This window comes from Paenibacillus sp. BK033 (assembly GCF_004345425.1).
Classification (GTDB): domain Bacteria; phylum Bacillota; class Bacilli; order Paenibacillales; family Paenibacillaceae; genus Pristimantibacillus.
In genome coordinates this window covers 166,795-192,654 of sequence record NZ_SLVP01000010.1, presented here as the reverse complement: position 1 = coordinate 192,654, position 25,860 = coordinate 166,795, and the positions used below count along the sequence as shown (strand labels likewise).

At 51.1% G+C, this 25,860-nt stretch carries 22 protein-coding genes; 4 read left to right on the top strand and 18 right to left on the bottom strand.

Annotated features, from left to right (window positions below; all coding sequences use genetic code 11):
• Window positions 1–66 precede the first annotated feature (66 nt).
• The 6 genes from EV294_RS25800 to EV294_RS25775 all read right to left on the bottom strand — a co-directional run bounded on the left by EV294_RS25800 (window position 67) and on the right by EV294_RS25775 (window position 9,157).
• Window positions 67–1,098, bottom strand: a complete 1,032-nt coding sequence (locus tag EV294_RS25800; protein ID WP_243711799.1) for a collagen-like domain-containing protein — start codon at window positions 1,096–1,098, stop codon at window positions 67–69.
• A gap of 300 nt (window positions 1,099–1,398) precedes the next feature.
• Complete coding sequence (locus tag EV294_RS25795) at window positions 1,399–4,896, bottom strand: hypothetical protein (RefSeq protein WP_132312134.1); 3,498 nt, start codon at window positions 4,894–4,896, stop codon at window positions 1,399–1,401.
• A 290-nt stretch (window positions 4,897–5,186) separates the two neighbouring features.
• The gene (locus tag EV294_RS25790) at window positions 5,187–6,014 is read right to left on the bottom strand and encodes an AraC family transcriptional regulator (RefSeq protein WP_132312132.1); all 828 of its coding nucleotides are present in this window, start codon (window positions 6,012–6,014) and stop codon (window positions 5,187–5,189) included.
• A 1-nt stretch (window position 6,015) separates the two neighbouring features.
• Window positions 6,016–6,879 (bottom strand): sugar phosphate isomerase/epimerase family protein, encoded by an 864-nt coding sequence (locus EV294_RS25785; protein ID WP_132312130.1) that lies wholly within the window; start codon window positions 6,877–6,879, stop codon window positions 6,016–6,018.
• Between the two features lie 31 nt (window positions 6,880–6,910).
• Window positions 6,911–7,984 (bottom strand): Gfo/Idh/MocA family protein, encoded by a 1,074-nt coding sequence (locus EV294_RS25780; RefSeq protein WP_132312128.1) that lies wholly within the window; start codon window positions 7,982–7,984, stop codon window positions 6,911–6,913.
• A gap of 15 nt (window positions 7,985–7,999) precedes the next feature.
• The gene (locus EV294_RS25775) at window positions 8,000–9,157 is read right to left on the bottom strand and encodes a Gfo/Idh/MocA family protein (protein ID WP_132312126.1); all 1,158 of its coding nucleotides are present in this window, start codon (window positions 9,155–9,157) and stop codon (window positions 8,000–8,002) included.
• A 609-nt stretch (window positions 9,158–9,766) separates the two neighbouring features.
• On the opposite strand from EV294_RS25775, the gene EV294_RS25770 reads away from it, so the two are divergent.
• Window positions 9,767–10,669 (top strand): DNA-primase RepB domain-containing protein, encoded by a 903-nt coding sequence (locus EV294_RS25770; RefSeq protein WP_132312124.1) that lies wholly within the window; start codon window positions 9,767–9,769, stop codon window positions 10,667–10,669.
• A 64-nt stretch (window positions 10,670–10,733) separates the two neighbouring features.
• On the opposite strand, the gene EV294_RS25765 is transcribed toward EV294_RS25770, so the two are convergent.
• From EV294_RS25765 to EV294_RS25735, 8 genes are all read right to left on the bottom strand, one after another.
• A complete protein-coding gene (locus tag EV294_RS25765) occupies window positions 10,734–11,477 on the bottom strand; it encodes a peptidoglycan recognition protein family protein (protein WP_132312122.1) in 744 nt (247 codons plus the stop codon).
• A 135-nt stretch (window positions 11,478–11,612) separates the two neighbouring features.
• Window positions 11,613–11,774 carry a hypothetical protein gene (locus EV294_RS30445; protein ID WP_165930807.1) on the bottom strand — a complete coding sequence of 54 codons (162 nt, stop codon included), beginning with the start codon at window positions 11,772–11,774 and terminating at the stop codon, window positions 11,613–11,615.
• Window positions 11,775–11,963: 189 nt separating this feature from the next.
• Window positions 11,964–12,587, bottom strand: coding sequence for an FMN-dependent NADH-azoreductase (locus EV294_RS25760; protein ID WP_132312120.1), 624 nt, complete (start codon window positions 12,585–12,587; stop codon window positions 11,964–11,966).
• Window positions 12,588–12,729: 142 nt separating this feature from the next.
• Window positions 12,730–13,413, bottom strand: coding sequence for a response regulator (locus EV294_RS25755; RefSeq protein ID WP_132312118.1), 684 nt, complete (start codon window positions 13,411–13,413; stop codon window positions 12,730–12,732).
• Entirely contained in the window at window positions 13,410–15,089 is a 1,680-nt protein-coding gene (locus tag EV294_RS25750; protein ID WP_132312116.1) for a GAF domain-containing sensor histidine kinase, read from the bottom strand. Before EV294_RS25750 ends, EV294_RS25755 begins: the two co-directional genes overlap by 4 nt.
• Window positions 15,090–15,115: 26 nt before the next feature.
• Window positions 15,116–15,913 (bottom strand): nucleotidyltransferase domain-containing protein, encoded by a 798-nt coding sequence (locus EV294_RS25745; RefSeq protein ID WP_132312114.1) that lies wholly within the window; start codon window positions 15,911–15,913, stop codon window positions 15,116–15,118.
• A gap of 13 nt (window positions 15,914–15,926) precedes the next feature.
• Window positions 15,927–17,045 carry a slipin family protein gene (locus tag EV294_RS25740; protein WP_132312112.1) on the bottom strand — a complete coding sequence of 373 codons (1,119 nt, stop codon included), beginning with the start codon at window positions 17,043–17,045 and terminating at the stop codon, window positions 15,927–15,929.
• A gap of 107 nt (window positions 17,046–17,152) precedes the next feature.
• Entirely contained in the window at window positions 17,153–17,356 is a 204-nt protein-coding gene (locus EV294_RS25735; RefSeq protein ID WP_132312110.1) for a hypothetical protein, read from the bottom strand.
• A gap of 602 nt (window positions 17,357–17,958) precedes the next feature.
• Between EV294_RS25735 and EV294_RS25730 the strand changes: the two genes are divergently transcribed.
• Entirely contained in the window at window positions 17,959–19,311 is a 1,353-nt protein-coding gene (locus EV294_RS25730; protein WP_132312108.1) for a helix-turn-helix transcriptional regulator, read from the top strand.
• A complete protein-coding gene (locus EV294_RS25725) occupies window positions 19,262–20,122 on the top strand; it encodes a WYL domain-containing protein (protein ID WP_132312106.1) in 861 nt (286 codons plus the stop codon). Before EV294_RS25730 ends, EV294_RS25725 begins: the two co-directional genes overlap by 50 nt.
• On the opposite strand, the gene fabF is transcribed toward EV294_RS25725, so the two are convergent.
• Entirely contained in the window at window positions 20,066–21,304 is a 1,239-nt protein-coding gene (gene fabF, locus EV294_RS25720) for a beta-ketoacyl-ACP synthase II (RefSeq protein ID WP_132312104.1), read from the bottom strand. The genes EV294_RS25725 and fabF overlap by 57 nt on opposite strands.
• A 147-nt stretch (window positions 21,305–21,451) precedes the next feature.
• On the opposite strand from fabF, the gene EV294_RS25715 reads away from it, so the two are divergent.
• Window positions 21,452–22,309 carry a helix-turn-helix transcriptional regulator gene (locus tag EV294_RS25715; RefSeq protein WP_132312102.1) on the top strand — a complete coding sequence of 286 codons (858 nt, stop codon included), beginning with the start codon at window positions 21,452–21,454 and terminating at the stop codon, window positions 22,307–22,309.
• A gap of 46 nt (window positions 22,310–22,355) precedes the next feature.
• Here EV294_RS25715 and EV294_RS25710 read toward each other — a convergent pair whose 3' ends face one another.
• The 3 genes from EV294_RS25710 to EV294_RS25700 all read right to left on the bottom strand — a co-directional run bounded on the left by EV294_RS25710 (window position 22,356) and on the right by EV294_RS25700 (window position 25,821).
• Entirely contained in the window at window positions 22,356–23,222 is an 867-nt protein-coding gene (locus EV294_RS25710; RefSeq protein ID WP_132312100.1) for a fumarylacetoacetate hydrolase family protein, read from the bottom strand.
• A gap of 83 nt (window positions 23,223–23,305) precedes the next feature.
• Entirely contained in the window at window positions 23,306–24,163 is an 858-nt protein-coding gene (locus EV294_RS25705; protein WP_132312098.1) for a polysaccharide deacetylase family protein, read from the bottom strand.
• 176 nt (window positions 24,164–24,339) lie between these two features.
• Window positions 24,340–25,821 (bottom strand): hypothetical protein, encoded by a 1,482-nt coding sequence (locus EV294_RS25700; RefSeq protein ID WP_132312096.1) that lies wholly within the window; start codon window positions 25,819–25,821, stop codon window positions 24,340–24,342.
• Window positions 25,822–25,860 lie beyond the last annotated feature (39 nt).

Genomic DNA, 25,860 nt, shown 5'->3' with positions numbered 1-25,860 from the left:
CTCTCTATATGAAATAAAGAGCATCCTTTCTTTACCCTTCTGTCCGGTGCATACAATTATCACCCTTTATGCGATCTGCATAATAACAAGATGCGCGGAATCCGACCTGGTCCCTCCAGCTAATGGAGTGATAGTAAGTGCCGTGGAATTACCTGCAGGATTTCGAACTGTGAGTACTGAATTAATGACTGTTGTTTGCACTAGCGCCATTCCTACTATTTGAGTTGTTCCTGTTGCACGTCCGACCACCGTATAAGCTAGGTCAGCACCATTTAGTGTTAAAAGCAATTGGCCCGCTTCATTTACATTTACCTGAAACAAAACCTGATAGGTGCCAATTGCAGCCAAGTTAAATGAGCTCGCATTTATACGGGTTATCGCAGTCCCACTAACTGGGCCATCTTGCGGAAAACTCACATCTGTATTGGGAGCAACAGTTGCTGCATTGTCAGGAGGCATCAAGGCAAAGAAATCTGCAAAGCCTAATACTCCACCAGCCGGCCCTACAGGTCCTGCTGGACCCGCCGGTCCCGTTGCTCCTGTTAGACCCGTCAATCCGGCTGCGCCAATTGCTCCTGCAAGCCCCGCTAATCCTTGGGGTCCAAGTGCTCCTGCAAGTCCTTCAGGTCCAAGTGAACCGATCGCTCCTGCAAGGCCCGCTGCTCCTTGGGGTCCAAGTGCTCCTGCAAGTCCTTCAGGTCCAAGTGAACCGATCGCTCCTACAAGGCCCGCTACTCCTTGGGGTCCAAGTGCTCCTGCGATTCCTTGGGGCCCAAGTGCGCCAATCGCTCCTGCTAGGCCCGCTGCTCCTTGGGGTCCAAGCGCTCCTGCTAATCCTTCAGGTCCAAGTGCGCCGATTGCTCCCACAAGTCCTGTTAATCCTTGAGGTCCAAGTGCTCCCGCAAGTCCTTGAGGCCCAGCATCTACAATTGCGTCAGCAAGTCCTCTTAATAATTGCTGTCCGTTCAGCGGGGGACACTTTATGCAAACATGCTTTTTATGCGGATGACGTTTCTTTTTCTTTCCTTTCGGATGGCATACAATAATGGGTTTCTTTTTGCACCGTTTTTTTGTATCGGAACAACTCAACCATGACACCTCCTATATAGATTGTACAGTGTACGTGAGTTGTTATTCTTCAGCATGGACCAATAACTACTATTAGCTAGACTGGAAACTATTTATAGAAAAATGGGTTAATGATATGGAGGTGCATGTAACTACTATTTTCCCGTTAGAATTCCTGTAAAACGAATAACTTGGAGGCGCAATATGGATTCTCATGTCCATAAAAACGACAAGTAAATACATATAAATGAAAAAGAACCTTGATTTATCAAGGTTCTAAACCGGGATTAAACGACCGTGTCATCCTGCAGTCCGGCAAGCGCCTTGCGCTTAAGCGGCTTCATGTAGTAATACAAGACCTAGATCCGCAACAGAGTTAACGGCACTATCGATCGCAAACGGCAAGACGATCATTTGGGTTCCATCGGCTGAAGTCACTTTAAGACCATGATCGGTTGTAATAGCTTCGGTTGAAGCAACGGCATGGCCACTACCATCTACAACGGAAATCGTCTGGACACCATTCAAGGATATTAACTCGTCTAACACATTGCCAGCCGTAGTTCCAGCCTTAATGACAATTGCGCGGCTTGAAATGGAATTAAGATGCGTGCTTGTATAGGCAATATCTACAGCTCTGTCAGTGGCAATGCTCGGGAATACGTAGGACTGTGACAGATTTGCCTGGACGGAACTATCGAACTTGGTACTGCCGTTCGCGTCAGGATACACCGTTGCCGTTTGCGTTTTATAATTTTTATTGAACGTTTTAATAGCAATATGGCTAAAATTATAGCTGGAGTTCCCTCTAACTTGTACGGCACTGCCGATTAACCCGCCTTGCAGAATATTTAGGTTACTTAGATGAACGTCAGTTCCATTGTCCACAACAATCGCAAATCGGTCATTTCTTAACGTGTCCTCATATTGGATTGAACTGTCTTGAATCGTGACATGGTCGACGTATTTCATAAGTATGCCATAGGCAGGGAATGAGCTCGCATTTGAATAGGACGATGTTCGATAGTTCCCCCCGTTTTTAGCTTCGGCTATAACTTCCGTCGTGTTTGATAAAACGGGCTTGGAAGCAGGTTTGGCAGGATTATAGGATGCCGTAAGCTCCAGGTTTTTAATCGTTACATTACGAACGGGATACGTTTCCCCATCCACAATCGATCCTACGGAACCAACGTCAACCTGGCCTGCGGATCCGGTGCTTGGAAAACGTTTATAGCCTTGAATCACAATAGGAAAAGCTCCGTCTCCCCCTGCGTTCTTGGATAAAACAGCCCCGTCAACCGTTACGTTTGAAATCGAACCGGGTCTTCTTATTCCTTGAGGCAGCCTTGCGGTTTGGAGACTTCCGTCTTCGTCGAACCCGGCGCCTTCAAAGCGAGGTGAAACGCCAAACGCAATTCCGCCGGAAGTGTTTTCTAAATGCAGATCCGACAAGGTGACGTTACTTACGTTTGAACCGTCGTTAACCCAGATCGCAACGCCGGTTTTATTCGCATTTGTCGTTAACGTTAAATTTTTCGCGGTAATATTCTCCATATCTCCAACGGTTTCGGAGCCTAATTGGAACACATTTCCGCCTGCAATGTCACCGGCAACAATTTTTTCGATATCGTTGTTGGAAACATGCCTAATAAATCCTAAAGAAAAGTCGCTTCCTAATTTGGCTACGTCGTTACTGGATTTCAATGTTGTAATGTTATAAGCGGACGCGTTGTTATTTTCCATAAAGTTAAAGGTGTCTCTTTGACGACCGGATGCAGAGTCAGGCAATAAGATATTCTGAACCCGAATGTTATCGCAGCCGGTTGTCAGTACAGAAAACCAGCCGCCTTGCTCGATAGTCAAAACATGATCCTCATCCGTTCCACCGATCACGATATTTTTCGATAGTTTGAGCGAAATGGTTTTTGTTCCGTTGCCAGGAACATAAGGTTCACTATAGCCCGTGTATAAATTCATATTTCCGTATATTTTGGCTGAATTGCCGATGATTTTGATATTCTCTACGCGAACCCCCCACAAAAGAGCGTCCTCCCAATAGCCATGGCCGTCATCCTGCCCCAATGCAAATGGATAATTTAAAGTGGCTTCTCTTGCATCGATATGGTCTAAAGCGATAAGTTGAGCATTTTTGTCCAAATATAAATGTACGTTGCTTCTTAAATGGATGCTGTTAGAGGCGAAATTGGAGTCTCCTTTGAAGTAAACCGTTCCGCCGCCATTTTTGCTTGCTGCAATAATGGCTGCATTAATAGCAGCAGCGTTGTCCGATCCGGTATATTTTATAATGCCGCCCTCGCTGTCCGATACTTTTGCGTCAGCAACCGCGCCATAGTCCATTACGTCATAATTGCCTGAATAATAGCTTACTATGTTGGAGCTTCCATCGGCTGTTACCAGCTTAAAGTAATAATTTGTTTCCGGTATTAGGTTCGTAAGTACCGCTTGTTGAGATTTGAATACGGCTCCTGTTCTCACCCAAGTTAAACCTTTGTCTAAACTTGCATACACATCCGCTTGTTTAGTCAAAGAGTCCGCTTCCAGCACAACAGTTGTAGGAGTGCTATAGGACACATCAGCAGCTTTTCTGACTAAATTTGTTACATTAGAAGTTACATTGAAGTTTGCCTTCCCTGTTTCCGTATAATCAGCTTCGCGAGGTGTCCCTGAATAAGCCGTGCCGCTAAAGGTTGCGCTGAAGGTTCCGCCATGACTTGGCATTTTCTTGTTCTTCAGAACAAGCGTAACGTCAACGCCATTGTAGGCGCTAAAATCCGTATTTTTTATAGAAACCGTCTTTCCCCCGTCCGTTATTTCCACTTTGGTTCGCAAATCTTCATTTGAATCAATATCTCTAGCCCAGTTTCTTCCCGAATGGTTATAGTCTTTTGCGGCCGCGATAGCCGCATCATTTAATTGCACGAAGCCTCGGCCAATTAAATCGAACGTATCCGTTGAGGAGGCTCTTATTCCGTCCGGCAAATGAAAGGTTAACGTCCCGTATAAATATTTTCTTTCCGGGGTGGTTCTATTGATTGAGTATTCTAATATTACATCTTGAGTTTGACCTATTGTATATTGCTGCAGGTTGGCCTTCAAAGTGGATAGTTCGATTGTAAAATGCCTCGATGTTCCATCTTCAGCAACTACAGTTAGTCTATCCGTATTTACGATCTCATCAGACAGCTTCTTTTCGTTTCCCGAACGATCTGTCACCGAATACTGCTGAATCGAATGGTCGGTTGAGTCAATTTCAGCAAGCAATTGTTCCACATCAGATTGAGGTATCATGTAAATCGTGCTTCTGGCGTTGTCGATGCTTGATAGGTGAATAGCGTTATTCAGCATTCGGAGATCCGTGTTGGAGGAATTGGCCGGTTTAAAGTCAGTTTTTTTTAATGTAATTTTAGAATGATTAATTTCCAGCCTGTACGACTTAGCTTTATTAACGGCTGGTAAATTAGTTATCGCGTAGGCTATTCCGTCCGTGCCCTTTAGTACATTCATTTTAGCTTTAGACAAATCCAGTTTATTCGTTCCATCACTTATAGAAATATAAGAAGGAACACTGCCGCTTGTCATGTTCAATACGTCTATCGTTGAAGATGTCTTAAACGAAAAGGTATCCGACGTTCTTGCGTTAGACGAAAAGCCAAGTGGAGTTATTTTCTTGGACTGTCCGTGATTATCCTGTTCCGCTTGTTTCGAGCTGTCGTTAAGCTGCGGATTAGAGGCAGCCCAGGCACCGTAAGCCAGACTAAACATCATAGTTAGCGCAATAATAGTGGTTATAAGCAACCTATTTTTCAACTTCACTCTCTCCTCTTTCTATTTAATCGACTCCGTACTAGCATAAATCAGTTTTGTTTCATGATTGTTAACTAGTAAATAATTGAGTACAAAGTTGTATTTCGTGATTGAATAGCGACATTAGCCCATAACATAAAAAATCTGCGATTTACGCGGTCTTGCTGATCGAATTGTCATCGGATAATGATTCAACACTTCAATAAAAATGACAGCCGATCTTGTGATCGGCTGTCATGTTGTTTAGTTCAAAGGTATTAGTTTATGCAGAAGCTCGCGAGCCGTTTAGAGAATCACACCTGCACTTGCTCGCGCTTTCGGAACTGCTCCGGCGGCATGCCGGCATACTGCTTGAACAGTCTGCTGAAATGAGCCAGATGCTTGAAGCCCAGTCGGAAGCATACCTCCGTAACGGACAGCTCCGGCTGCATGAGGAACAGGATTTTTGCCTCATTGATCCTTCTTGTATAAATATAATGAAAGATCGTAACGCCTGTTACTTCTTTAAACAGCTTGGAAAGATAAGATTTGCTTAAGTGAAGCCTTTCTTCCAGCCGCTCCATGTTCAGATCCTCGGTATAATTTTCCTCCAGCACCGAAATAATGCGCTGCACCGTCGCTTCCTTCTCGGAGCTGTATTCCTGCCTGTTGCGGTTCAGAAGCGGCTGCTCGCAATGATCAAGGATCATATAGAGCAGATCCACAAACGCCAGCCGGAAGCGGTTGTCGCCAACCGCATCGCCGCGTTTCTGGTATTCGTCCATTCTGGCCAGAATCCGCTCCACCTCCGCTTTATCCTCTCCCCGAAGACGCAGCCGGTAATTGTTCAGCTGCTGAAACGGCTGAAGAATATTGCGGGCATGCGGCAATTCGAGATAGGGCTGCAGCGAGGTCGGCTCGAAATGGATGATCGAACGGATATATTCTTTCGACGGATCCGCCTTGGCGCAATGCAGCGTCATGCCGTACATAAGGATCAAATCGCCCGGTGCAAGCTCGTAAATCTGGTCGCCGATCAGATAATTGCATTTGCCTCCATGGAAGTAATAAACCTCGTAATGCATATGGGAGTGAAAAAACGGCTCGATCGGCTGGTCTGACCAGTAATGCAAATCCAGCATATTAACCCTCGGCTTGCAGCAGCTCGCGCATGTACAATACAAAATGCTTCAGCATTTGCTGAGTCTCGGGGAATTGTCCGCTGAAATCCTCCACGCCGAGATAACCGTCGTAACCTACCGCTTTCAGATCGGCAATAACCTGTTTCCAAGGCACGACGCCTTCCTTGACGCCGCTCCATTCCGATTTCCACTTCACGCTTCCGTCTTCGGCCATGCCGTCGGTTGCGAAGGCAGCGTTCTTCACATGGACATGGGCGAGGTAAGGACCAAGAATCTCCATTCCCATTCGGTAATTTTCAAAGCCTTCATGCACCATATTGCCCGGATCGTACAGGACGCCTATAAAGGAAGGATCAAGGCCTTCGACAAGGCGGTAAGCGGCCGATGCGCTTGGAGCGATTGTCTGATGGTGAGTCTCCACCAGCCCTTTGATGCCGTATTGGCGGCATAAGCCTTCCGCATCCTTCAAATATCGGCGCGCCAAGGTGAACAGCTCGCCGAACGGGCGGGAACGGTCATAGCCCGGAACGCCAAGGCGAATAAATTGCGCGCCTACTCGTTTGGCTTTACGGAGTACATCCTCCGTTGCTTCCAAATCGCCTGCCGTCAAATACGGCGTTACGCTGATCGAGCTTAGGCCTTGCGCTGCCGCGATTTCGCGGAACCGGTCCGCCATTTCTTCCCCGCCGGAAGGAAGCAGCGTACACAGGTTGTTCCCCCAGAAGGACGGCTTTTGCTCGGACGCATTCTCGGGAGCTTCCTTGTAACGCCATTCAATGCCGTCGATGCCGGCCTCGCTTGCCACGCGCACCAATTCCTCGGGGGAAAGCTCGGGCGTTGCTACTGTAAAGATGGACAGCTTCATGATCAGAATCCCTCTTTCGCTTTTTATTGTTCTATTCGACTTTGACAGCTTGTCTCTGCGCTTCGAGGCACAGCTCAGCAGCCTTAAAGGTATGCTCCTGCGGCATCGCGAGATCCGTGCCGTTTAAGATATCAAGGATAAGTGCTCCAAAGTAAGGGAAGCCTACTTGATCCTTCACTTCGATTTTATGCTCGCCTTCGCCGTTCACGAGGAACAGGTGATCGCCCGTATTGCTTCTGGCGATATCCACGTATTTGCGAAGCTCGATGTAACCGTCAGTGCCAAGAATCATCGTCCGGCCGTCTCCCCATGTGGACAGGCCGTCAGGCGTGAACCAGTCTACGCGGAAGTAGTTGGTCGCCCCGTTATCTCCGATAAGAGTAGCGTCCCCGTAATCCTCAAGCTCCGGATACTGCTTGTTATTATAGTTAGCCACCTTGCTGCTTTGCACTTTAGCATCCTTGGCGCCAGAGTAATAAAGGAACTGTTCGATCTGATGGCTGCCGATATCGCACAGGATGCCGCCGTATTTCTCCTTTTGGAAGAACCATTCGGGACGCATACGCGCATTCAGGCGGTGCGGCCCCAAGCCGATTACCTGCAGAACGCGGCCAATCGCGCCGTCTTTAATAAGCTGCCCCGCAAATTCCGCGCTTTCCACGTGAAGGCGCTCGCTGTAATAAACCGAATATTTTTTGCCCGTCTCGGAAGCGGTTCTCTTGGCATCGGCCAACTGATCCAGCGTTGTAAACGGAGCTTTGTCCGTAAAATAATGCTTGCCGTGCTTCATCGCTTTTACGCCAAGCGGCCCGCGCTCGTTCGTTACGGCTGCTGCGGCAACCAGCCGCACTTCGGGATCCTGAAAGATTTGTTCCTGCGAAAGAGCGACTTTCACTTCCGGGTACGCGCGGCAAAATACTTCCACCTTGGCAGGATCCGGATCGTACACCCATTTCAAGGTGCCGCCCGCTTCGCGGAGGCCGTTGCACATGCCGTATATATGACCGTGATCAAGCGACATCGCGGCAAAAATAAATTCGCCTTGCTGTACGACAGGACGCGGCTTTCCATGAGGCGCGTAATTCATTCCGTTTGCTTTCGACATTGTCAGGCCTCCTGATTAGTGCGTGCCGGATACGTCCAGCGTGCGGTATTCGTTGGCGTTTTTCTTCGAATCGGACTTGGCGATTTGCACCTGAAGCTTCTCATAGAACAGATCTTCGTCGATCGGCAGATCTACCCAGTTATCCGTCCAGGTGGACAGCAGCATCGCGTTCGAGATCATGAGACCCTTGATGCCTTCCTCCCCCGGCGCTACGAGCGGCGTTCCTTTGTTAATCGCATCCGCCCAGTTTTGCGTAATTTCTTGGTGGCTGCCTCCGCTGCCCGTGATCGGAATCTCGAACTTCCAGCATTCCGGCTGGCCGAATCCGCCCGTATACGTCTCGTTAAATTCGGATTCCAACACGCGCAGGCGATGGAAGGTCAGCTTGTTGTCTTCGATCACGATTTTGCCGCGGTCGCCCGATATTTCAAAACGGTTCGTACCCGGCGATTCAAACGTCGAAGTTACGAACACGCCCGTAGCGCCGTTCTCGTATTCGACATAAGCCGTAACGTCGTTTTCGACTTCGATATCGCGGTGTTTGCCGAATTGGCAAAACGCGCGCACGCGTTTGGGCATAAGCCCCGTTGTCCACTGCCACAAATCCAGCTGATGCGGATCCTGGTTAATCAGAACGCCGCCGCCTTCGCCGGCCCAGGTTGCGCGCCAGCCGCCGGAATTATAGTAGCTTTGCGAACGGTACCAGTCCGTAATAATCCAGTTCGTGCGGCGAATCTCGCCCAGCTCGCCGGAAGCAATCAGCTCTCTCAGCTTTGCGTACAGCGGATTCGTGCGCTGGTTGTACATGATGCCGAATACTTTATCGCTTTTTGCGGCGGCATCGTTCATCTCGCGTACAGAGCGAGTATAGACGCCTGCCGGTTTTTCAATCAATACATGCAGTCCCGCGTTTAATGCCGCGACAGCCTGCTCCGGGTGATCGTAATGCGGCGTACAGATAATTACGCCGTCTACCGCGCCGGATTCGAACATTTCCTGCGGGCTCAAAAAGCCTTGGATGTGCTCGCCCCACTCTGCTTTCACCTCTGCCAGACGTTCCGGACGAACGTCGGATACTGCTGTCAGTTCAGCGCCTTTGACGCCGCCTTTAATCAAATAATGGGCATGCCCCGTCCCCATGTTTCCTAAACCGACGATACCGATACGTACCATGATTACACCCTCTCCATGCTTGATGAAATAAGGAATCTCTTTCTCCATTCTAGCACGCGGCATTGTGAAAGCGCTTGATTCTAATGAGCCAAAAACGACTCTCATTTAACTGTGGTTGTTCTAAAGGGGCGAACCTGGTGATGGCGAGGAGTGAGGCTGTGGCTTCTCTTGTGCTTTTGATCTAGGTTGAACTGTAACTTGGATACAGTTTAACTCTGGTTGAACCGCAGGGTCGCACTGCGAGAAAGCTTGGGCTTCGGCCGCTGTTGTTTTTGAATCTCCTGAATTTGACTGTAGTTGTCGAGATTCAAAAACAAAGGCGGTCGCTCACGCTCCTCAGCCTCAAGCTCTCTCTCCGCGCTCGCACCCGGTTCTTGAAAAGGAATGATGTAAGCCGCCTGCTTCCATGGCGGCTTTTCTTTTTTAGGGTCGCACTGCGAGAGCTTGGGCTAGGAGCAAGCGATTGCGTTAACACTGCGCGAGAGCTTGCGCCGGGCTCCCAATTAAAAAATGGGTACGGCCTATCCACACGAATAACCTCTTATGGGAATATGATTGTTTAGATACGAACCTCCCAGGTTACGAGAGCTTACAAGGAGAAGTGGTTGAATGACGCAAAGCCGGGCGAAAGTTTCCAGACCTGTTCAGCTCTATTCCGGTCACGCCTACCGGTTTCTTGAAAAACTTGGCTGCAAGCCGGACGATCAATTGCATTTCTTATTAGTCTCTGACGCCAAAGGCAAAAACCGGGGCTATAGCTTTGCTACCGAGCTTCCCGCAATTACCTTGCGGAAGCCTTTTCGTTCCTTGGAAAAGCGGGTTCCCCAAATCAAGCTTTTTTCAAGAAGGAACAAGCTCGTTAACGTATTGTGGCTTAATAAGAAGGGGTATGCCGTTTTCGTGGAAATTAACGGCCGGGAATCGGCGAAGGACAGCCCGTTCAAAGCGATCAGAGCACAGTTCATCGATGTCGACCTCAACAAAATTACCGCGCGCTGCAAAACGAAAGAACAGATCCAGCAGAAGATAGAATCCATTCTCTCCGACCCTTCGGAACGGCTTCAATCCATTACGCTCACGCAAAACAAAAATGGCCAATACCAGCTCTTAGCCCAGCGGACAAGACAACGAGTAGCCGAATTGAAAAAACAATTCATGAACAAACACGCAGAGCGCGTCAAGGATACGATGATCGTCGAAACGAAAAACGGTTTTCACATCTACTGGGTCATGCAAGGCGGAGACATAAGCAAATTCGTCTCTATTCAAAAAGCGTTAGCCCGAACCTTCGAGTCCGATCCGATGATCACCAACTTATCCAGGGTTATGCGCATACCCGGGTTCTACCATATGAAAAATCCCGAAAGTCCCTATATGGTCAAGGTCATCCAATGGGGCAGGGAAAAGCCGTTCACGCAAGAGGAGCTTATGAATCGGCTGGAATTAAAACCCGTAGTCACGGCGAAGCTGAGGCAAAAGCGCCGCAAGCTCCATGCCCGAAAAGTTTCGTAAGGCATAAAACGACAATAACCCCTGGCCTCCTCCGGCCAGGGGTTTACGCGCCTCCAATTAACGGCTATTCATCCTTCAATAATCCTCTGCGATAGATAATCGTCAGAATTCTAAAGAAATCGCGGGAGTTTCCGTCCGCGGGGGCTTCGATAAGCCCCAGCTCAACGGCCCGGTCTACCGCCGGTTTTGCCCAGGCGGGAACCTTCATGTTATGCTGCGCCTCCAGCTCGGCTACACGGCTTGCCAACGCTTCGAACTGCTTTCTTTCCGCTTCCGTCATCGGTACATCTTCCTCCCCCAAGTGAGCATTCAGCTGATTCCGGACCCCGTCTAGAAAGCTCTCCCAGCCGTTCTTCCGGGCCCTTATAAGATGCGGGCAGTTTTTCCCGCTCCAGTGGTTATGCTGAACAACCGCCGCGATCGGAAGCTTCAGCTTATACAGCAGATCCCCAATCAGTCTAGCGGCACGAGCCTCGGCCTCCGCGCGATTGCCGTCCTCGTTTTCGCAAATTTCAATCCCGATGGCGCTTAGGTTCCCCTCTCCCCGGCTCCCGTCACCCGCGTGCCAGCCATGCTCCGTTATCGGCAAATGCTGGACCACCCGCGTATCGTCAACGGTAAAATGCCAGGATACCGGCAAAGCCTCGGCGGCCTCGCCTTTCAAATATTTGGCATGCATCAGGGCATTCGCGCCTTTTCCCGGATTCGCCGTATCGTGCACGGTAATAAAATAAGGGCCGTTAATCGGAGTGCCGGGACGATTGTTACGGCCGGCGGGAATCATATCGACTTGGATCGTCTCGAACATACGCCTCACTCCTTTGCAGCTGATCTTCTGGTTATAGTTATATTTATACTAAGAAGAGGCTTAAAGGGTTTGTGTGCTGACGAATAAAAAAATCAGCCAGGCCAAGGGCCTGACCGCCTATATGTATGTACACCGTCATTGTTTGTCCGCTCTTCTTCTTAAAAAACCAAGCAAGCCGCTCTTTCGCTTCTCCTGCTTCTCCTCCAGGATCCTTTTTACGCCATGCAGCAGCAGCTTGGATCGAAGCTCGTCCTCGTGGCTGATTTTTCTCATTTCCGCAAAAAACTCTTTGTTCATCTCATCCGCTACCCTCTCCGCCACTAGCATCTAGATGCATCTTAAGTCCCAATTTATTTTAACGCCACTACGGGGATCTGTCAAAATTTGTCGCATCTAGACGTAAAAATCCCACATATTCCCTTTTATTAAAAAGGAATACATGGGACTTTACACTTATACACTCTTTACGCTTTTCAAAAACCTAAATTAGAAGCTTGCTGCCACTTTCTCCGCTTTTGCAACGCCTTCGGAAATGATTGCTTCCGCTTTGTCGCTGAATTGGTTGTGGCCTTCAACGATAACCGTCTCGAAGTTCGTTACGCCGAAGAAGCCCATGATGTTCTTCACATAGTTCAGGGACATTTCCGCTGCCGCGAAAGGACCCTCGGAATATACGCCGCCGCGTGCGTTCAGCAGTGCCACTTTTTTGTCGCCTTGCAGGCCGACAGGACCTTCAGCCGTATATTTGAATGTTTTGCCCGCACGGTTCAGGTAGTCGATGTACGTGTGCAGAACGGCAGGAATCGTGAAGTTCCAGAGCGGGAAGCCGAATACGACTTTGTCTGCGGCGATAAATTGATTCAGGTATTTGTCCGCAATGCTTACGGCAGTTTGCTCTTCGGGAGTCAGCTCAAGGCCTTGAGCCGCTTTGAAGCCGCCGTTAATCAGGTTGGCGTTCAGGTAAGGAAGCTCCTCCTTGAACAGATCCAGCTCAATTACAGTGTCTTGCGGGTGAGTTGCTTTATAGCTAGCGAGGAAGGCTTCATACAGTTTTACGCTGACAGCGATATCCCCGCGGTCATTTGCTTTTACGAACAGTACAGTACTCATCTTATTAATTCCCTCCATAAAATAATGTGTGGTTAACTTTTTGTAACTGTCTTTATTTTATAGAGTTTTACTTTCGCCAGCATCGGCAAATAGGCGGAAAAATAAAGCGAGACTGGTCTTACGACTATAGGCTGAGACCCGCTTAAGCCATCTGCCCCTTATTCTGAAAGAGCGGTGCCGCAAACAGGGCGGCTTGCGTGCGGTCTGACAAATCCAGCTTGCTTAAAATGCTGCTGACATGCGTCTTTACCGTTTTTTCGGCTACAACCAGCGTTTGCGCAATATCTTTGTTGCTCAGCCCCTTCGTCAGCAGCTCCAGCACTTCAAGCTCTCTTGGCGTCAAAGCTTCCAGCGACTTATCCTTATTCAAACTCCGGAGAACCGACTCCGGTCTTTGCTCCGGTTCCCGTTCCGGACGGCTCAGCAGGGCGCGCGAAATATCCGGATGCAGCTGAATATTTCCCTTGTACGCGCTTCGGATGGCTTCGGCAAGCTGGTCCGGCTCCACATCCTTCAGCATATAACCGATCGCGCCGGTCTGCAGCGCGGGGACGATATGACTCTGGTCGGCAAAGCTGGTCAGCACCAGAACCTTGATATGCGGATGCTGCTCCTTGATTAAGGCGCTTGCCTCAATGCCGTCCATAATCGGCATATTCAAATCCATCAGGACGATATCCGGCTGAAGCTCGCCGGCCTTCTCGACCGCTTCCTTGCCGTTGTGGGCCTCGCCGACCAATTCGAAATCCGGCTGCAACGCAAGAAAAAACGATATTCCTTTCAAAACGATCTGATGATCGTCCGCGAGTAAAATTTTGATCTTCATATTAAGTAATCACCGCTGCTTCCCTTCTCTTCCATGCAATGCGCTTGTACCGATTCCAGCGGAATCGTTGCCCGGACAATGGTCGGTGTTCCCCGTCCGCTCGTAATCGTCAGCGAGCCGCCAAGCGTTTCCGCCCGCTCCCGCATGGAGCGCATCCCCATCGTCTGGCGTCCTTTTTTCCGGTCAGCCTGAAAGCCGATCCCTTCGTCCCTAACCTCCAGCACTGCCGCCCCGTCCTGCTGTTTAATCAGCCGGATATAGGCCGTCTCCTTGCCGGAATGCTTCCTTACATTGTTCAGAGCCTCCTGGCCAATCCGCCAGAACGCTTCTTCAATCGCGCGCGGCAGCTCCTGCACCCCGTCCGTCCGGTCATAGACGGTCAGGTTCAGGCCTTGCCCGTATTGCTTGAGCGCCGGCAGCAGCCCATTCTCGAGGCCTGCCGGATGCAGCTGCCAGATCAACGTGCGCATTTCCTTCAGCGCCTCCTGCGACAGCTGCTGGATCTCGCTCAGCGACCGCTGCACGACGGGATCGCGCCCGGCAAGCACGTTTTCCGCCCCTTTCGCGAGGAAGGACAAGGAGAATACCTTTTGCACGACGGAATCATGAAGATCCCGCGCCATGCGGTTCCGCTCCTCCATCCGGGCAAGCTCGCTGCGGTGCTCGTAAATACGGAGGTTTTCCACGCATAACGTAAAATGATCCCCCAGCGAGTACATAAAGTCCTCGTTAAGATCGTCGAACTGCCGCTGATCCGGACTGCTGATGAACATGACGCCAATCGTCCGGTTGCGCACGCGAAGCGGAATAGCAGCTGCCGACCGGTAAGGCGGAATGCCGACGGAGTCCAATTCATTGCCTTCCATGCAGGACGACTCGATAACAATCCTGTTGTCCCTGAGCGAATCTTTAATCGGACCGGCAGCTTCAACCGCAAGCGTCTGCCACTCCTTGGTCAGTTGGCCGTTCGAATACAAAGCCCGGAGCGACAGCTGCTGTCCGTCATACATAAACAAGGAGACATTCGGCCAGCTGAAGGCGTCTCCTATATACTGAACGGCCTTGATCGGCAGCTGATTAACATCCTGGACGCCGTTAATCCGCTGGATCACATCGCCTAGCTTGGCGTACAGCACCGCGTTCCGCTCTTGCGTCTGGTACAGGCGAATCCGGTTAATCGCCGTCCCGATCTGCAGAGCAACAGCCTGCAGCAGCGCCAGCTCCTCCTCGCTGAAATGCTCTTTGCCCGCCTGCGCGATATTGAGGAGCCCAAACCGGTCCTTGCCGGCCTTCAGCGGTACCGTGGCATGATGGGTAATGCCGTCCGTACTGCCAAGCTGATGGCTTACCGCATACGTAATGCGTTTGCACTCAATAATATTAACGGCATGGGTAAGCTTGCGCTGGCGGTAGCGCTCCACGCACCAGCAGTCCTCCCCGCACATAAGCGCATAGTTTCCGGCGGTCAAGGCGGGAGGCAGGTTATGATGGGCAGCGCAAGTATTTCCCGGCACGTCGTCATCGATCAGGAAAATCCAACCCGTCGTAAAATCCGTTACTTCAAGCAGCTTCGCCAGCACATCGCTGAGCATCTGATCCATGTCATTGGTCGTGTTGAGCATCTCCGCGATTTCTTTCAGCGCGGCGAGCTCGCTGACCCGAACTTCCCTTGGCATCCGGCTTCCCTCCTTCTCTGCCCCCATTATACACTTACTGTTCCCCATGCCTCCAGCAGGGCATCCCGAAAGAGCAGGTCCAGCTGTTCGTCCGACAAGCCTTCCGCCGTGTCCAAGGCTCCGGCCGCCTGCTCAAAATAACCGATTCGCTCCTCCAGATAATCATTAAGCCGCCCGATACGCGGCTCCAGACGAAGCTCGTCTCCGGCTCGTTTACGGATGAGGAGATGCGCAATAATGCTATGGAGCTCACGATTGGCGGGAATCAAATCCTCCACGAGCTCCTCGAATAACATCGGCGGCATCGCGTTATATTTCTCAATCCAGCCGCAAGCCAGCAGCGGACGGAGCACGTAAAAATATTTTTTCGCCCGGACCGTTTCGCCCTGCAGATAATCCCGGTAATTGCCCTTAGCCATATGAAGATAATGGTACATGCAGGACTTAGGCGAAAAGGTTGCTCCGGACAAGCTGCGGATACGTTCCGCCGTGGAATAGGGCTCCTTGTACCTGATTGGCGACCGCAGCCATTCGAGCAAAGGCGGGTTGGACTTGTTGAACAGCGCCAGCGCTTTGCGGAGATCCCAGCCGTTAATGTCCAGCATATCGCTGATCGGTCGCTCGATCACGTCCCGGCGCTCGCGAACGGACAGATACCATTCCACCGGCCGCACGTAAAGAAAGCGGACATCGTAATCGCTGTCTTTGGACGAGAAACCCCAAGCCCGTGAGCCGGACTCGCAGGCATAGAGGATGCGGATATTCTCTTCCGCTTCCATGCGCGCAAGCTCGGCTTCGATTTTTAACCGGTACTGCTCATCCATTATGCTCACCTCCCTATCCCGAACGTTTGCCGCCAAGCAGCTGGTTCAATTGCTCAACCAGATTGCCTCCGCCCGTGAGCGATACGCTTCCGACGTTATCGCAAATTTTCTCCAGAAACTCGAGCTCCTTCAAGCGGTACAGCGTGGCGTTCTCATCCATCAGCTTCGCCGTATTCAGAAGGCTTCTCGTGGAAGCCGTCTCTTCCCGGCGCGTGATAAGGTTAGCTTGCGCTTTTTTCTCGGCCAGAAGCACGGTATTCATAATGTCTTTTACTTCACCCGGCAGAATGATATCCTTCACGCCCGCGTTCAGGAACGTTACTCCATACTCCCCGCTCCTTGCCGCCAGCCTCTCCAGCACGAAAGCCCCAATCTCTTGCTTCGTGCGCAGCAGCTCATCCAGCTTCATTGTCCCTACGTATTCCCGCAAAATCAATTGAAGCTGGATGTAGAGCTGCTCTTCATAGCCCTTAATCTGAAGCGCCGTCAATGGATTGTGCAGTACGTATTGGCTGACAAAGTTAAGGCGAAGCGTCACTTTATCCTCCGTCATCATTTCCTGCCCGATCAGGTCGAGCTGCTGCCGGCGAGTATCCATCGTCTGCACGATAACCGACACCGGCGTACGCCAGAACCGGTATTTACCCGGACCAAGCTCGCGCTGCAGCCTATTGTCGTAGAACAGGAAGCCCCTCTCATGACCGGCTACTTCATACGTGTTGTACAGACCGTTCAGCTTCATCAGGTCAGCCGCGTTTAAGGAAGCAGGCAGCACAAGGCTTTGCGTATTCATTCGATTGAACGTATGCTTGATGGCGGATTTCCAGTAAGCATGCTTGCCGGCTTTCAACACGCTGCTGCATCTGCCGTCCTCGTAATGAAGCACGTATTCGTCATCGGCAACGTCAATGACATGTAGCTCCTCAAGCAGCTTCTCGTCATGCAGGAACAAGACCAGCTCCTTGCCAGGCACCGCAAACGGCTTGGTGACATCCATGATCGTTACCGTCGTTTTCGAGAACAACGGAAAGCGGTGTTTGCCAGGGCCCAGCAGCCTTACATAGCTTCCGTCCTTAAACAGCAGCCCGCGTTGATCGTTTTGAATCGTAATTTTGTTTATATATGCAGTCATAGGTATATAACCTCCTTTGATTTCGGGCGTTGTTTGGCGAAAATGCTCCCGTACCCGCGGCGGAGACCCGCTTAAGAACGGCATTTTACCTGCCGGCCGGCCAGCTCCTACGGCAGCGCGGCAGACTTTTCTTGCTTCCGGTCTGTCCGCGGTGCCTTTGGCAGCGGCCTTTCGCGCAGGTTTCTTCCCGTCCGGTATCCGCGGACTGCAAAGCTGCGGCGCAAGGTGCAGCTGTATAAGCCTGCTGAGCATTTTCCCAAGGCAACTTGAATAATTGGATTGGACTCGATTTGCAGTCGAGTTAAATTCAACCATGATCGTCTCCGTGAGGACGATGGAGGATTCGAACCTCCTTAACTTGGCGTAAAGTACGTACCCAGTCCGACAGCATACCGCGTACAGAGACTGTACGGGCACTGCGGGAATCCTACCGAAATCCCTGCCCGGTTCAGCCCGGCCGTTGCTTTACATCCTCATTATCTTCGATGCTCGGTTTCCGGAACATGGTAAAAGTATGGCGAAACGGAAAAAATGAATTTCTTTTTCTGTTCAAATCGACGCAGCTCCCTCAGGTGCCGCCCTGTGATGTTACTTAGCTATCGTTGCACGAAATACAGGATTTTCGCCCATTTGAGAAATGATGGACGCGTTATATTGCACAGAATGCAGGATGTTGCGGCTATAAGGGTCGATTTGAGGACATTTTTCTCCGATATCCTGCATTCCGTGCATGATATATTGGATTACTGGACTAGATCACGCTATTATGCTGCTTTTCGTGCAACGTTGGCGAGAGGCGGGACTTTAAGAGCAAGTATCTCGCTATACAACGAATGATTGCCTATCCTCTTTTACCGTGCCAAGTTACAATAGAGCTAACTACCTCTTCGGCAATGAAAGGGGCTTATGAACCGTGGCTAAAGAAAGCTTCGATAAAGAAATCCAGTTTCTGAGGATGCTGGTGCTCACTAGCGGCGCTTATAACCGGCAGCAATTCGCCGACCGGCTTGGCATCTCCGTACATACCTTCGACAAGACCATCCGGCGCCTGAAGGATATCGCCGAAACCGTCCAGCAGCCGGCAGCCGAAGAACAAAATAAAGCGATAGCCGACATGCTGCGAACCAGCTATTACGAAACGGCCGATCCGCTGCTGCTCTTCTTGTTCCGCTCCAAATCTCTGAAGGAATCCGAGAGCTACCGTTTGTCTCTCCTGATCTCCGCCCTTCAGGAGCAGTCGCTCACTCCGCTGGAGCTGCTCGATCTATGCTGCGAAGGCATGCCGGAGGAGCTTGCGCTGCCGGATGAGAAGACCGTCCGCTCCGATCTCAAATACTTGGAGCTGGCTGGCGTCATCCGCCGGCTTCCGGGCGGAAGACCCTACAAGTATACGGCCCACAATGACTTCGTGAATGTGCTCTCCGACGAGGAGTTGTCGGATCTGTATGCTTTTGTTGATGTGATGGCTAACACGCAGGTGCCTTCCGTTCAGGGCTATCTGCTGCGCGACAGCTTGAAGAAAGCGATGAAGCGGCGGCAGCTGCCGGACGGGGCAGGCGATCTATTCTTATACAAATACCATTACCATTCGCGCATTCTGGACGAAGCGCATTTGTACACGATCATGAGGGCGATTGAGACAAGGCGGAAGCTGAGCTTCCATTACTTCACGCCCAAATCCAATCAGAGCTATCATTCCAATAATACGAATCCCATGTTCCTCAAGCCCTCCGAAGGCCGGCTCACCGAGATGCTGCCGCTTAAGGTCGCTTACGACCATCAATACGGAAGATGGTATTTGCTTGGCTACAGCTCAGGCCGGTCCCAGGTCGCGATTTTTAGAATGGAAGGAATAACGCAGCTTGAGGAAAGCAGCCTTGTAACGGAGGACGAATATGCGGCAAAGCTGGCAGCGCTGGAGCGCAACACGAGTTTCAGCTGGCTTGTCGATTTGGGCCGACCTGCCTCGGTGAAGGTTAGATTTTTTAATCCGGAAGGGGCAAAAAGAAACTTTATCAAGGACCGGGTGCAGCTGCAGGGGCAATGGGGCGTTATTACGGAGGAGGACGAAGCTTCATTCCTGTTCGAAATTACGGTGAACGGCACGCAGGAGATCAAGCCTTGGCTGCGCAGCTTTGGATCAAGCTGCGAGGTGCTTGAGCCGCTTTCATTAAGACGGGAATTGATCAAAGAATGGAAGGAGCTGGCGGAATACTATGAACCTGTTCGAAAAAATATTCAATTACAGGATGATGGCACAGCTTGACGAGCATGGCGCCCTGGCGGTTACGGCTCAGGAACGCCGCTGGCTTCTGATGATGCTGGAGCATCCGGAGGCGGCAGCTGCCCTGTCGCCGGATACGCTGGAGAAGCTCCGGCAATGTCTTGACGGTTCGGATGAACGCTATGATTCGCTGCGATCCATTATTGTCGAGAAAGCAGGCAGTGCCTCCCCTTCCCTCTACCACCCTCTGCTGAGAACGCTAAGGCAGATGATCGTGAAGAAATCGGGCATGCAGCTGAGCCATACCCGCAAAGACGGCTTTCTCCTTCCCAGCCAAGCCGGCGTACCGTATAAACTGGAGTATTCGATGGTAAAGCGCGAATGGTATTTGCTCTGGTATAACCGGAGAACGCGCTCCCTGATGACAACCAGGCTGCGGAGTATTCATAGCGTGGAAGAAATGCCGGTAAGCGAGGAATTTTTCAACCAGGCGGCTGCGACGCTTGTCCAGCAGCTGGATAAGCGAATGCAGCACGCCACGATTGAGATTATTCCGGATTATAACAAGGAGTTATCCCGGATTTTGTATGCCTTCTCCTGCTTTGACAAGCAGGTACAATATGATGAATTATCGGATACCTATACGATCAGACTGACTTTTCTTGGCGACGAAACGGAATACGTGCTGTCCAAGCTCCGTTTTCTTGGGCTGCGCGTCCGCGTAACCGATCATCCTTACATGAAGTTCCGGATGCGCGAAGCGGCGCAGAAATCATTAGCCCGCTACGGCTATTCGTCAGCCCTCGAAACGGCTAAGCACGATAACGGCGTTATGTCCGCCGAAGCCGAATGAATTGGAAAGTCCGATGCGCAGCGGAGCGGACTGGGCTGTTGCAGGAACATTAGTCAGAGCGCATTCCGGATCAAGCTGCTCCAGATTGATGGTTGGCGGCACGATTCCTTCGCGCAGGCTCTGAAGGAGGGCAATCGCCTCAACGCCGCCTGCCGCTCCCAGCATATGGCCCAGCATCGACTTGTTCGCCGTAACGGCAATCTTGCTGGCGTTCTGGCCAAACACCCGGCTAATCGCCTGGCCTTCCGAACGGTCTCCAAGACCCGTGCTTGTGGCATGCGCGCTTATGATGTCCACTTCATCGGGACGAATACCAGCGTCCGCAAGGGCTGTCTTCATTGCCGTGTACGCACCGGTTCCTTCCGGATGGGTGGCAACAATGTGATAAGCGTCCGAGCTTGCCCCGTAACCCAACACCTCGCCGTAAATCCGAGCTTCCCGCTTCTTCGCATGAGTCAAAGACTCGAGCACAACGATACCCGCTCCCTCCGACATGACAAATCCGTCACGGCTTTGGTCGAAAGGCCGGCTCGCCTTCGTTGGCTCCTCGTTACGCGAGGATAAAGCCTGCGCGTTGCCAAAGCTGGCAAGCGACAGTTCATTTACCGTTGCCTCTGCGCCGCCCGCGATAACCACATCGGCTACACCGAGGCGGATAAGCCTCATCGCTTCGCCAATAGCGGTATTTCCGATGGAGCAGGCCGTAACCGGCGCAAGCGTAGGACCGGTTAATTGGTACCTGATACTGATCGTGGCTGCCGCCATATTGGCGATCATCATGGGCACCAGCATCGGACTTACGCGCTCGGGACCGCGGGTGCGCAAAATTTCGTCCTGCTCCATCAGCGTGCTTAATCCGCCAATCCCCGAACCGACATAGACCCCGATACGATCGCGGTCCATCTCATCCAGCTTAAGCCCGGAATCTGTTATCGCCTGATCCGCGGCGGCAACGGCGAATTGCACGAACCGGTCCATTTTCCTTGCATCCTTGCGGCCAAACAATGCTTCCGGATCAAAATTTTGAACGGTTCCCGCGATTTTCGTTTTCAGCCTTGACGCATCAAACGCATCTATGCGGGAAATACCCGACTCTCCCCGCTTCATCCGGGACCACAATTCGTCAACCGATTGTCCAAGCGGCGAAATAACGCCCATTCCCGTAACTACTACACGTTCCATTAAGATCAACTCCTCAAATGTATGTGTACACCTTAAAATTAGTACCTGATATTAAATCATGTTGCCACATGAAGTATCCTATTACAAGTTGTCGTTTATCCTAGTATAATGAGTAACAGGATCACCCCTAAGGAGGTACGGCTTAATATGAATAACAAAACGCGGCTCACTGCGCTTTCCAGCTTTCTAAAAACGCAACGGGCCAAGCTTACTCCCGAGGAGGTTGGTTTTCCTCCCGGCAGCCGGAGAAGGACGCCCGGCTTAAGACGTGAAGAGGTTGCGGCGCTTGCCGGCGTCAGCACCACCTGGTATACCTGGCTGGAGCAAGGCCGGGACATTCAAGCTTCGCCGAATGTACTGGATGCTATAGCATCCGCCTTGCGTTTAACCCATGACGAACGCAATTATTTGTACGGTCTGGCGATTGAACCCGGTGCTGGCCCGTCCTTGGCGGCCGAAATGCCCGCGTACTCATCGGATGCTGTTAGTCCTCCTCTGCGCAAAATCCTGCAAGAGCTCCGGCAATGTCCATCCATTATTTCGGACCGCCGCTGTCAGATTGTCGGCTGGAACGAAGCTGCCGCCCATGTCTTTGTAGACTTCGCCCAGATCCCCGAGCAGGAGCGGAATATGATTCGCCTCATATTCACGAGAAAAGAGCTTCGCCGCTTAGCCGTTAACTGGAAGCAGTTCGCAAGCGGGTTTTTGTCGATCTTCCGGGCTTATTACGGGCAATATGTAGAGGATAACTGGTATGATCGGTTTCTGAAGGAGATGACGGAGCTGCATCCGGACTTTCAGGAGCTGTGGGAGCATAGCGAGGTACGGACGGCGCCTGAGGTTGTACTGGAATTTCGGCATGCCAAAGCGGGGAAAATGCTCTTCCATTTGACGTCCTTGCAGCTGCAAGGCGGATCGGATCTTCGCTGCAGCATTTACACCCCCGCGCCGGACAGCGATACGGAGGAGAAATTAAGCAAGCTGATGCGCGGAAAGCCGTCTTAACCTGAACTTCAGGCCAAGACGGCTTTCTTGTTTTAACCGCGGCATATTAGGCTTCCGCAACCATCCGGTTCGTAAGCGCCCCAAGCTTCTCGATCTCGATCGTGACGACATCTCCGTCTTGGAGATACACCTGCTTCTCCGGCGGATAGCCCATCACGACGCCCTCCGGCGTGCCGGTTAGAATAATGTCTCCGGGCGACAGCGTCATGCATTGCGAGATATAGCTGACAATTTCCTTGCAGTTAAAAATCATATCGGACGTATTCGAGTCCTGACGGACCTCTCCGTTCACCGTGCAGCTGATCCGCAAAGCATTGGGATCTCCTACTTCGTCCTTCGATACGAGGTATGGACCAAGAGGGGCGAATTTATCGCAGGATTTGCCCGCCAGCCACTGGCTTGTCCGGGTCTGCAGATCCCGGGCGGACAGATCGTTTGACGCACTGTAGCCGAATACGTAATCGAGCGCCTCGTCCACCGATACATTTTTCGCCTCGCGTCCGATTACAACGGCCAGCTCTGCTTCATAATCAACCTTTTGCGTCGACTGGGGCAAAGGGACATCCTCGCCATGCGCGGCAAGCGCGTTGTTAAACTTGCTGAACAGAATAGGGTATTCGGGCAGCGGCATATTCGTCTCCTCCGCATGCTTCCTGTAATTAAGACCGATACAGATGATTTTCCCCGGCTCCGGCACGCATGGCCCAAGAACAACCTCCGACTCGTCCAGATACCGGACATGCCGCTCCTTCGCCTCTTCAACGAATTGCTGAAGCTCGCGAAGTTCAGCCTCTCCGCCTTGCAATAAACCGTTTAAGGTTACATGACCGGCATCAATGATGCCTTTATCCGTCCGTACGCCCAAACGGTAAGCGGAAGCTGCTGCCTCTTCCTTGAAACTGACTAATTTCACGAATAAGCCCTCCCCGTTTCCAATGATCGGCTATAAATACCTCCTTCATTATAGTCCTGCTTGGCCCAAGGGACAAATTGTTCTTAGCCGTATCTCTTCAGCATCCGGAGAAACTTGCTGCCCGTAAGCGTTGGCGTTCCGGCATTAAGGCGGAATGCTTCATCGGATCCCGGCTTGTTAATGCCGGGGTGCGTGGTGAAAAATAAAGATACGCCGGCGTTTTTCTCAATCTGCTTGGCCGTCCGGTTAAACACGCCATACGGGAAAGCGATAATCTGGTACGTGTTGCCGAGCTCTTCCTTCAGCCGTTTTTCCTCCAGCCGTGCATCGGCTTCAATGCGGGCTTTATATTCCGCCTTCGTCTCCACGCGGCCCTTGCCGGGCAGATAGATCGGATTGCTCAGCTTTGGCCCCGTCTTACGGCCTTTTTTATCAAGCGGGGCGTAATCATGCTGGTTATACGTATGGCTGTAGAAGCTGAAGCCTTCCGCCTTAAGCTTCCGCATCGTATCCCAGGTCATATGCTTGGTATGAACGTTCTGCTTGTCGCTGCTTGCTCCAATGATGAAGTGGGCGGCGGTAAACTTATATTTTTTCAAAATCGGAACCGCGTATTGGTCAAAGCTCTCGTAACCGTCGTCAAACGTAATCACAACGGCATTATCCGGCACCTTTCCTTTGCCGCGCATGAAGTCCGCGAATTGCTCTATGCTGATGACATGGTAGCCGTTATCCTTCAGGATCTTCATTTGCGTGCCGAATCGGCTCGGGGATATCGTTGCCCCGCTTTCCGTTGCATCAAGATGGTGGTACATGAGGACAATAACTTTATTCTTATAATGTGCGGCGCTGTTGGAAGCAGCGTCAAGCTGGTTGACGGGCACCGGCCAAGCGATTACGATCGCGATAGCAAGCAGTGCGGCAATCCCTTTCCATTTCACTACGTATTCCTCCTTGAAACGCGATTCGGTTCTTTACTGCCTCAGTATATAAAGCCGTTATCTCCAAAGCGTTTCCGGATTGTAACGAACCTGCAAACATTCCAGGAGCAGGATCTATAACATAAAAAATCCCCCGCGCAGCGACGAAAGCCGTGCGGGGAATGCTGTAGAAGAGCTTATTTCAATCTTGCTATGCCAGTTGCCACTTGCTCGATTTGAGCTTTCGTCAGGCTTTTGTCCGCGGAGCTGATTGTGACATAACGGTCGTCAATCTGGAAGCTCAGCATAGCGGTACCGCTTGGCGTAAACCATTTCGCTTTTACGCCGTTTGGCAGCGTTGCGGCTGTGCTGTCGTAACCAACCGAGTAATCGCGCGGCGAAATTTGAACGCTCATGTGCTTGAACAAGAAGTTAACGGAATCTCCGCCCGCTACTTTTTGGAAGGCGTCGTTTTCCGTCATCAAGGTTGGAGCATACGCCGTTTCAAAGCCGTCGAACTTCGCGAACTCGTCTTTAATCGCGTTTGTTTGAGCTGTCGTATACGTCACTTTTGCCAGATCGGATTGCGCGGTGCCCACTTTCGCTACCGTCACGGCTACCTTTTCCAAACGTGCTTGCGTCAGATTGGCATTTGGCGAGCTCAAGGTAACATAACGATCATCCACTTTTAACGTCAGCATAAGAGTGTCGCCGGCTTTGTACCATTTCGCTTTCGCGCCGTTCGATAAAGTGACTGATGTACCGTCATAATCGTGGGAGTAATCGCGCGGCGAGACGTTTACGGTCATGTTCTCGAAAAGGATGTTTACGCCGTCCGCTGAAGCTGCGGTTTTCTTCAGAACGTCGCCTTTAACCATCATTTGCGGAGCATACGCCTCTTCGAAGCCGTCAAAGCCGGCAAAGGCTTTCTTGAGCTCCTCAAGCTGCGCGGCTGTGTACAATACTTTTACCAGATCGGTTTGAGCAACGCCTACCTTCGCTACGCTGGCTGCTGCTTTTTCTACCTGGGATTTGTTTAGCTTCCCGTTTGGCGAGCTGACCGTTACGTAACGGTCGTCTGCTTTTACCGTCAGCATGTCTTTGCCGTTTACCTTATACCATTTTGCTGTTGCGCCGTTTGACAGCGTTACGTTTGTGCCGTCATAGTCATGCGAATAATCGCGCGGCGACACGTTTACGGTCATATTGCCGAAGAGCAGGTTGACGCCGTCGCTTGTCGCTGCTGCCTTTTGAAAAGCATCGCCTTTAATCATCATTTGAGGAGCGTAAGCCTGCTCGAAGCCCGCAAAGCCGGCAAATGCTTTTACGATCTGATCTAGCTGGGCAGCCGAGTAGTTGGTCAGTACCCATTGATCCGTCGTGCTTGTGCCGATATAGATCGTGTTGGTTTTGCTGTCGTATTGGATTGGCGTGTTTAATGCGTTCGAAAGCGCGCGCACCGGAAGGTAAGTCGTGTCATGATACGTGATTGGCGAAAGCTTATTGCCGTTCTCATCCTTTGGAATATACGTGCTGCCGTTGATTTTAAAGCCGATGCCGTGGTTCAGGAACGCGCTGATTTTCTCCATGTTTGCTCCGGCAAACGCCCCGGCTGCTCCCGATACGGTCATGCCTGCGATCATCATCGTTGCGACTGTTCTTTTTACGTTTTTGTTCATTTTTATAATCTCCTTTAGAGTTGAATTTGTTTTTTGTTT

Bases quoted from the DNA above. Each gene is read 5' to 3' on its own strand.
- EV294_RS25785 (WP_132312130.1), bottom strand. From the start codon at position 6,879: ATGAAGCTGTCCATCTTTACAGTAGCAACGCCCGAGCTTTCCCCCGAG.
- EV294_RS25765 (WP_132312122.1), bottom strand. From the start codon at position 11,477: ATGTTCGAGACGATCCAAGTCGATATGATTCCCGCCGGCCGTAACAAT.
- EV294_RS25755 (WP_132312118.1), bottom strand. From the start codon at position 13,413: ATGAAGATCAAAATTTTACTCGCGGACGATCATCAGATCGTTTTGAAA.
- EV294_RS30445 (WP_165930807.1), bottom strand. From the start codon at position 11,774: ATGAACAAAGAGTTTTTTGCGGAAATGAGAAAAATCAGCCACGAGGAC.
- EV294_RS25770 (WP_132312124.1), top strand. From the start codon at position 9,767: ATGACGCAAAGCCGGGCGAAAGTTTCCAGACCTGTTCAGCTCTATTCC.
- EV294_RS25775 (WP_132312126.1), bottom strand. From the start codon at position 9,157: ATGGTACGTATCGGTATCGTCGGTTTAGGAAACATGGGGACGGGGCAT.
- EV294_RS25745 (WP_132312114.1), bottom strand. From the start codon at position 15,913: ATGGATGAGCAGTACCGGTTAAAAATCGAAGCCGAGCTTGCGCGCATG.
- EV294_RS25700 (WP_132312096.1), bottom strand. From the start codon at position 25,821: ATGAACAAAAACGTAAAAAGAACAGTCGCAACGATGATGATCGCAGGC.
- EV294_RS25725 (WP_132312106.1), top strand. From the start codon at position 19,262: ATGAACCTGTTCGAAAAAATATTCAATTACAGGATGATGGCACAGCTT.
- EV294_RS25760 (WP_132312120.1), bottom strand. From the start codon at position 12,587: ATGAGTACTGTACTGTTCGTAAAAGCAAATGACCGCGGGGATATCGCT.
- EV294_RS25780 (WP_132312128.1), bottom strand. From the start codon at position 7,984: ATGTCGAAAGCAAACGGAATGAATTACGCGCCTCATGGAAAGCCGCGT.
- EV294_RS25790 (WP_132312132.1), bottom strand. From the start codon at position 6,014: ATGCTGGATTTGCATTACTGGTCAGACCAGCCGATCGAGCCGTTTTTT.
- EV294_RS25740 (WP_132312112.1), bottom strand. From the start codon at position 17,045: ATGACTGCATATATAAACAAAATTACGATTCAAAACGATCAACGCGGG.
- EV294_RS25715 (WP_132312102.1), top strand. From the start codon at position 21,452: ATGAATAACAAAACGCGGCTCACTGCGCTTTCCAGCTTTCTAAAAACG.
- fabF (WP_132312104.1), bottom strand. From the start codon at position 21,304: ATGGAACGTGTAGTAGTTACGGGAATGGGCGTTATTTCGCCGCTTGGA.
- EV294_RS25750 (WP_132312116.1), bottom strand. From the start codon at position 15,089: ATGCCAAGGGAAGTTCGGGTCAGCGAGCTCGCCGCGCTGAAAGAAATC.